This window comes from Roseateles sp. P5_B10, assembly GCF_056400485.1.
On the sequence record NZ_JBFULE010000269.1, the window covers coordinates 1 to 7183 of the forward strand.

The following is a 7183-nucleotide window of genomic DNA, read 5'->3' on the forward strand; positions in this document are numbered from 1 at the left end:
CTGCTGGCCGCGCGGCCGAGGCGGAAGGCGGCTTCAACATCGAAGGCCTGGCCGCGGCGCCCGATGGCAGCCTGCTGATCGGCCTGCGCAACCCGATTCCGCAGGGGCGTGCCCTCGTCATTCCGCTGCTGAACCCGGCCGAGCTGGTCGCGGCCAAGGGCCCAGCGCGCTTTGGCAGCGCCATTCGCCTGGACCTGGGCGGCCGCGGCGTGCGCTCCATCGAGCGCGTGGGCAGCGGCTATCTGATCGCCGCTGGCCCGCCGGCCGACGTGGGCAGCTTCGCGCTGTTCCGCTGGAGCGGCAAGGCCACCGATGTGCCGGCGCCCGTCAAGGCCGAACTCGGCACGCTGCGCCCGGAGGCGCTGTTCGCCTGGCCGGACGGGCTGCTCACGCTGCTCAGCGACGACGGCGGCGTCATGGTGGGCAAGAAGGCCTGCAAGGACGCGGACAAGAGCAAGCGCGCCTTCCGCGCCCTCGACCTCAAGCCTTAGGCACCAAGGGATAGCGCCACACCAGCGCCGCGCTGGCCAGCAGCATCAACAGCACGCCGCTGAACAACGGCACTGCGCTGTCCGCATGCCCGAGGAAAGGCGCCACCAACTGCGTACCGACGGCGCCGGCGGCAAGCAGCGCCAGCACCAGCAAGGCCGTCGCGCGGCCCATCTGCGCAGGCGGCACGGCCAGGGCATCGACGAAGGTGGCCGGCCCACGAATGGCCAGGGCGCCGCAGAAGCACATCCAGTAGGCCGCCACCGCCGCATAAGGCAGCTGCTGCCCGCTCCAGGCGGCCAGCAGCGCCAGCGTGCAGGCCACCAGCTGCACCACCTGCAGCAGCGCGAATGCTGCCGTGCCCAGCCCCAGGGTGTGCTGCAGCAGCTGGGGCGCGCTGGCCAGGAAGGTCAGCAAGGCGCCGATGCACAGCGCATGCGAACCGGCCAGCCGCAGATAGCTGCGGTTGCGCAGGATGCCGAGATAGCCGGCGTCGTGCTCGAGGTTGAGCCCGGGCAGCCTGCGCGGCGCGATCTTCACCACCCACGGCAGCAACAGCAGCGCCAGGGCCGCCAGCACCCAGAAGGTGCCGCGCCAGTCCGTCACGCGCAGCATCAGCGCGCCCAGCACCGGCCCGGCCGCGGGCAYGATGGCCTCGACCATGGAGATGGCGGCGATGCCGCGCACCACATCGGCATCGGCCAGCGTGGCGCGTACGACGGTCGGCGCCACCACCGTCGCCGCCGCGGCTGACACACCTTGCAGCAGGCGCAGCACCAGCAGCGTCTCGATGTTGGGCGCTAAAGCGCAGCCCAGACTGGTCAGCACCAGCAGCAGCAGGCCCACCTCGACGCAGCGCCGCGGACCGAGGCGGTTCAGCAGCTCGCCCCACAGCAGTTGGGCGCCTGCCAGGCCGGCCAGGTAGACGGCCACGGTGGCCTGGGCCAAGGGCACGCTGATGCCCATGCCAGCCTGCAGAGCGGGCACGGCGGGCAGGTAGAGGTCCATCGCGGCCATGCTGACGCCGGTGACGAAGGCCAGCGGCAGGATGGTGCGTATCGATGCGGAAGGGGATGCGGGAGGGGAATGCATGCGGGAGCCTCTTCTTCACAGAGGGCGCCCTTGTCCTGTCGTCCTCACCAAGCGTGGCGAAGGCATCATGACCCTCGTCGCAGCACCCCTCGGCAGAGACGGCGTCACGGCACTCGCCGCGAAGCGCTGCGCATTTTAGGCAAGGCAAACTCCGTTCATGGACCAGGTGGATATTGCCGTCATCGGTGCCGGCGTTGTCGGCCTCGCGATCGCGCGCGAGCTGGCGCTGCGCGGGCGTGAGGTCGTCGTCATCGAGGCCGTCGGCGCCATCGGCACGGGCATCTCCTCGCGCAACAGCGAGGTCATCCACGCCGGCCTCTACTACCCAACCGGCAGCCTGAAGGCGCGGCTGTGCGTGCGCGGCAAGATGCTGCTCTACGACTACTGCGCGGCGCGCGGCATTGCGCACAGTCGCTGCGGCAAGCTGGTGGTGGCGACACGCGCCGAGGACCTGCCGCGGCTGGAGCAGATCGCCGAGGCTGGCGTGGCCAATGGCGTTGACGACCTGCGCCTGCTGAGTCGGACCGAAACGCTGGCGCTGGAGCCGGCCTTGAACGCCGCGGGTGCGCTGCTGTCGCCGTCCAGCGGCATCGTCGACAGCCATGGCCTGATGACAGCCCTGCTGGCTGACGCCGAGAACGCCGGCGCGACGCTGGCCCTGGCCAGTGCGGTGACCGGTGGCGCGCGGGAGGGTGATGGCTGGCGGCTGCTGGTGGAGGATTTCGAGCTGGGCGCGCGCTGCGTCATCAATGCAGCTGGGCTGTTTGCTGCGCAGGTCGCTGAATCCCTGGGCACGCCTGCGCCACCACTGCGCTTTGCCCGCGGCCACTACTTCTCACTCGCCGGACGGGCGCCGTTCTCGCACCTGATCTACCCGCTGCCGGTAGACGGCGGCCTGGGTGTGCATCTGACGCTGGATCTGGGCGGCCAGGCGCGCTTCGGGCCTGATGTGCAGTGGTTGACCGAGCGCGCGCCGGCCAGGCTGGACTACGCCGTCGACCCTGCCCTGGCACCGGCCTTCGAGGCCGAGGTGCGCGGCTACTGGCCGGGCCTGCCCGCGGGCGCGCTGCAGCCGGCCTACAGCGGCATCCGGCCAAAGCTGAGCGGCCCGGGCGAGGCGGCGGCGGACTTCCGCATCGACACCGCGACGCCGGGCTTGGTGCAGCTGTTCGGCATCGAGTCGCCCGGGCTGACGGCCTCGCTGGCCCTGGCCGAAGAGGTCGCCGCCCGGCTTTGAACCCAGGACGCTGAAACTGGTTTCAGGTCCGGCGCTCAGATGGCGAGCGCGGCGTCGGCACCGGCCAGCGCCCGCGGCCACAGCGCCAGGCCACCGCCCAGGCTCCAGGCCTGCTCATGCCCAAGCCGCCGCAGAGCCTGCGCGGCTTGCGCGCTGCGGTTGCCGCTGCGGCAGAAGAAGACGATGGGCGTCTCGGCCGGCAGGGTCAGCCAGCGGGCCAGCGCATTGGGCAGGCCCGACAGCGGCACGGCCTCGCGGCGCACGCCCACGCCGAGCTCGGGCGCCTGGCCCAGGCGCTGCTCGTAGGGCTCGCGCACGTCCACCAGCAGCAGCTGCGGCTGCTCGCGCAGCAGGCCATTCAGCTCGTCCAGGCTCATCTCGCTGGAAGCAAGCGGGCAAGCGCTGTCGACGCGCGCGCCGCAGGCCACGGTCTGGTATTCGGTCAGGGCCAGGCCCTGCTCGAGCTGGGCCTTGGCGGCCGCAAAGCCGGCGCCGTCGATGCGGCCACCCAGCACGTCGCCCAGCAGCGGCTGGGCGACGCACTCCACGGCCAGCGTGCTGGCGAAGCGGTCGTCATAGTCGTGACCAGGCAGCAGCAGGGCGTGGGGGCCGACGGCCTGTTCCAGGCGGCCCAGCGAGCTGCCGTAGGCCAGCGGCGCGCTCTGTTCAAAGTCGCTGCGGCCCAGCGCACCCGGCATGACGGTGTCTCCGACGAAGGCCAGGCGCAATCCGCCCGCGTCGTACAGCAGATAGGCCGTCGAGTCCTGGGTGTGGCCGGGAATCGGCATGCGGTTCAGCCGGGAGGTGCCCAGCGCGATGGTGTCGGCGCCGATTGGCCAGCCCAGGCCGTCGACATCACCGCGCGACTGGCCAGCGGCAGCGAGCAGCTCGGGCGCGGACGAGGCGTGGTCGCCATGACTGTGGGTGTCCAGCACCGCGGCCAGTTCATAGCCCTGGCAGGTCAGCCACTGGGCGAGTCTCTCTGTCAGCTCGGGCAACGGGTCGACGACGACGGCGCGGCGGCTGGCGGCGTCGGCCAGCAGGTAGCAGCAGGCGCCATCGACGACGAAGCGCGTCAGGCCGTCGGCCGGCAGGGCCTGGCCGGGAGCGCTCGGGTCCAGGCAGCTCTCGCGCAGGGACTCGCCACAGATGCGGATGCGGGCGCAGGCCTCGTCGATGAAGGCGGCATCGGCCACCGGGCCGAAGGACAGGCGCACGGCTGCGGCCGCTTGCCAGGCCGGCAGGCCCATGGCCTCCAGCACATAGCTCGGCTGGGCCTTGGCCGCGCTGCAGGCCGAGCCGCCGCTGACGCGCAGTTCGGCAGCATCGAAGAGGTCCAGCAGCAGCTTGGAGCTGACACCCGGCACGGCGAAGTTCAGCGTCGTCGGCAGGCAGGCCTCGGGCGGCGCGTTGAACACCAGGCCGGGGAAGGCCTGCTGCAGCGCGCCAGCCAGGCGGTCGCGGAAGGCGACGAGGGTGGCGTGGTCGCGGAAGGTCCTGCCGTCCTCCAGCGCCGCCAGCACGGCGCCCAGGGCGGCAATGCCCGACATGTTCTCGGTGCCCGAGCGCAGCGCACCTTCCTGCCCGCCGCCGGCCAGCAGCGGCGTGAAGGGCGCGCCTTCACGCACATAGAGCAGGCCGATACCCTTGGGGGCGTAGAGCTTGTGGCCGGAGAATGGCGCGTAGTYGATGCGGCGCTCGGCCAGGCGCAGCGGCAACTTGCCCAGGGCCTGCACGCCGTCCACCATCCACAGCGCGGCGCTGCCGGAAAGCGCCCGCTCGATGCCGCCGAGGTCACTGATGACGCCGGTCTCGTTGTTGGCCGCCATCGTGCAGACGAGGCCGGCGCGCGGTGCGTGCTCGCGCAGCCAGGCGAGGTCATGGCGGCCGTCGCGGTCGACGGGAATGGCCAGCACCTGCAGGTTCAGGCCGAGCAGCGCATTCCAGTGCTTGATGGCCTCGGGCACCGCCTTGTGCTCGGTGGCGCCGTAGAGCAGCAGCTTGGGCCGGGTTGGCACGTCCCTCAAGGCGCTCAGCGCCGACAGCACGGCCGTCTGGATGCCCTCCGTCGCTCCGCTGAGGAAAAGCAGCTTGCCCGAGCTCGCCCCGAGCACGCGGCGAGCACGGGCCCGAACGCCGTCCATCAGCGCCCTCGCCTTCAGCCCGGTGCTGTGGACGCTGCTGGGGTTGCCGAAGTCATCGGCCATCGCGGCCATGGCGGCTTCGCGGGCTTGCGGCAGGACGGGCGTGGTGGCGTTGGCGTCGAGATAGATTTCCATGGTGCTGGCCGCTGCGGCAGTGGATGCGCTGGCGGTATTGTTGCCAGCATTGGGCACAAACGGTTTGCACAAGCCGGCTTTCAATCGCCCGAGCCGAGCATGCAATACTTTATATGATCGAATCTATGAAATTGGATTCCATAGACATCCGCATCCTCGAAATCCTTCAACAGAACGCCGAGCTTCAGACGGCCGAGGTGGCGCAGCAGGTCGGCCTGTCGACGACGCCGTGCTGGCGGCGCATCCAGCGTCTGAAGGAATCGGGCGTCATCACACGCCAGGTGGCGCTGCTGGACGCGCAGAAGGTGAATGTCGGCGTCACCGTCTTCGTCTCGGTGCGCACCAGCACCCACAGCCAGGATTGGTTCGAGACCTTCAAGGCCACGGTGCAGGCCATCCCCGAGGTCGTCGAGTTCTATCGCATGAGCGGCGACGTGGACTATCTGCTGCGGGTGGTGGTGCCCGACATTGCCGCCTATGACAGGGTCTACAAGCGCCTCATCGCCGGCACTCAGCTGCGCGACGTCAGCTCCAGCTTCGCCATGGAGGAACTCAAGCTGACGACGGCATTGCCCTTGGGCTATGSCGGTTGACGCGCCATTTGCTACGACGTGTTGCAAATTGCGGGCAGCCGCAGTACACCGTACAGGCATTGCAGCGTTAAGTTCACCGCATTCGACCTGAGCGAGCCTGTCATGAAGACCCTTGTCCGCGCCTCTGTTGTTCTGGCCCTGCTGGCCGCCCAAGGCCTGGCGAGCGCCGGCCCCCGCTACTACCACCATCACCATCATCACCGCGGCCCCGGTCTCGGTGGCTTGGTCCTCGGCCTGGCAGTGGCGGTGCCGCTGATCGCGATGGCGAATCAAGCTGAGCGCGAGGTGGTCTATGTGCCGCCGCCCCCGCCACCGCAGCCGGTGTATGTGCAGCCCGTGCAACCGGTTTACACCCAGCCGTCACGTGCCGTGCCGATCATCTATCCGCGCAACGGCCAGAGCGGCGTCCAACTGGAAGCCGACAGCCGCGAATGCAACCGCTGGGCGACGACTCAGCAGGCCGCCATGTCCGACGCCGGCGTGTTCCAGCGCGCCGTCGAAGCCTGCATGGACGGGCGCGGATACACGATGCGCTGAGGCGTGACCCGGCCGTACGGCGCGTACGGCGGCTGCCCAAAAACAAAAAGGACCTGGAGGCTTTCGCTTCCAGGTCCTTGCTTCATTTGGGGCTGATGGAGATTGAACAGTTCAATGTAGGCCGCGCCAGTGCTAGAGGTCCAGCGGTTCTCCCTTCCGTGTTCCCCCCTTTGTTCCCCTAAAGACTCAAGGTTGAACCTTCCGCGGCGACGCTCGCTTTTTCGCAGCCGGCTTAGCCCTAGAGAGCTGGCCAGCGTCAAAAACCAACACGCCCGGCTTGTCCACCGGCTTGAGTCCGATTGCTTCGATACCAACCATCGCGGTGGGATGAAAACCTTCCGAGCCCATCGGCTGCCAATTCATCGTTGCGCCTGCAAACCGCAAACTGCAACCCACTTGGTACAAGCCCGTCGTGATGCCATGGCAAGTAAAGAGAGCTGCCGCCAACTCCTCAATCGTGAACATCCTGCCTTCGGCCGGAATTGCGCTCTCGCTCTCGCTCATGCGAACTCCCGGAAAGTGGATACACCCGACGTTGCACTCGCAGTTGCGATATGCACCAGACCATCGATCACCGCCCAGGTCTGCTTTTCGGCCTCCGCCTTGATGGGCTTCAGCTCGTGTTCGTCGCTGACGTCAATCCAAACGCCGTGCTCGTACGCGAGAACGTAGCCATGCCGAACGAACTCACGGGCGCACCACATCTTCTCCAGCGCCACAGCAACGTGCTTTCGTGAGTTCTGGTTCAGCCACGCCAGCCTCAAAAGACGTGCAGCCGCGGTCGGCACAGGTGTCTGCCCCTTCTCCCATTTGGCCACGGCCTGATCTGTCGTGCCGACAAGCTGCCCCACCTCTATCTGGCTCTTTCCGAGTCGCTTGCGAAGGAAACGAAGCTCTGCAGCGCTCAGGTCAGCACCGCGGCAAGAAATGATCCGCGCGAGGGTCTTGTACAGACC

Annotated in this window: 8 protein-coding genes; 4 read left to right on the forward strand and 4 right to left on the reverse strand. The window is 68.7% G+C overall.

Annotation, left to right across the window (positions count from 1 at the left end):
- Positions 1 to 491 (forward strand): DUF3616 domain-containing protein (locus AC1DU6_RS16495; protein ID WP_477858369.1); only part of this gene is annotated, 491 nt, incomplete at its 5' end.
- On the opposite strand, the gene AC1DU6_RS16500 is transcribed toward AC1DU6_RS16495, so the two are convergent.
- Positions 481 to 1581, reverse strand: a complete 1101-nt coding sequence (locus tag AC1DU6_RS16500) for an MFS transporter (RefSeq protein ID WP_477858371.1) — start codon at positions 1579 to 1581, stop codon at positions 481 to 483. The genes AC1DU6_RS16495 and AC1DU6_RS16500 overlap by 11 nt on opposite strands.
- A 157-nt stretch (positions 1582 to 1738) precedes the next feature.
- Between AC1DU6_RS16500 and AC1DU6_RS16505 the strand changes: the two genes are divergently transcribed.
- Positions 1739 to 2818, forward strand: coding sequence for an NAD(P)/FAD-dependent oxidoreductase (locus AC1DU6_RS16505; protein WP_457324884.1), 1080 nt, complete (start codon positions 1739 to 1741; stop codon positions 2816 to 2818).
- A 35-nt stretch (positions 2819 to 2853) separates the two neighbouring features.
- Here the strand turns inward: AC1DU6_RS16505 and AC1DU6_RS16510 are convergent, their stop codons facing one another.
- Entirely contained in the window at positions 2854 to 5097 is a 2244-nt protein-coding gene (locus AC1DU6_RS16510) for an aminotransferase class V-fold PLP-dependent enzyme (RefSeq protein ID WP_477858373.1), read from the reverse strand.
- 131 nt (positions 5098 to 5228) lie between these two features.
- Here AC1DU6_RS16510 and AC1DU6_RS16515 point away from each other — a divergent pair, with 131 nt between their 5' ends.
- Together AC1DU6_RS16515 and AC1DU6_RS16520 are read left to right on the forward strand one after the other, a co-directional pair.
- On the forward strand, positions 5229 to 5690 hold the full coding sequence (locus tag AC1DU6_RS16515; protein ID WP_477858377.1) for an Lrp/AsnC family transcriptional regulator: 462 nt from the start codon (positions 5229 to 5231) through the stop codon (positions 5688 to 5690).
- Positions 5691 to 5792: 102 nt separating this feature from the next.
- Complete coding sequence (locus AC1DU6_RS16520) at positions 5793 to 6227, forward strand: hypothetical protein (protein WP_056201693.1); 435 nt, start codon at positions 5793 to 5795, stop codon at positions 6225 to 6227.
- 186 nt (positions 6228 to 6413) lie between these two features.
- Here the strand turns inward: AC1DU6_RS16520 and AC1DU6_RS16525 are convergent, their stop codons facing one another.
- Complete coding sequence (locus AC1DU6_RS16525; RefSeq protein ID WP_457325937.1) at positions 6414 to 6731, reverse strand: hypothetical protein; 318 nt, start codon at positions 6729 to 6731, stop codon at positions 6414 to 6416.
- The coding region (locus AC1DU6_RS16530; protein ID WP_477858375.1) for a helix-turn-helix domain-containing protein at positions 6728 to 7183 on the reverse strand (456 nt) is incomplete at its 5' end. The genes AC1DU6_RS16530 and AC1DU6_RS16525, both read right to left, overlap by 4 nt.

Bases quoted from the DNA above. Each gene is read 5' to 3' on its own strand.
- AC1DU6_RS16505 (WP_457324884.1), top strand. From the start codon at position 1,739: ATGGACCAGGTGGATATTGCCGTCATCGGTGCCGGCGTTGTCGGCCTC.
- AC1DU6_RS16520 (WP_056201693.1), top strand. From the start codon at position 5,793: ATGAAGACCCTTGTCCGCGCCTCTGTTGTTCTGGCCCTGCTGGCCGCC.
- AC1DU6_RS16525 (WP_457325937.1), bottom strand. From the start codon at position 6,731: ATGAGCGAGAGCGAGAGCGCAATTCCGGCCGAAGGCAGGATGTTCACG.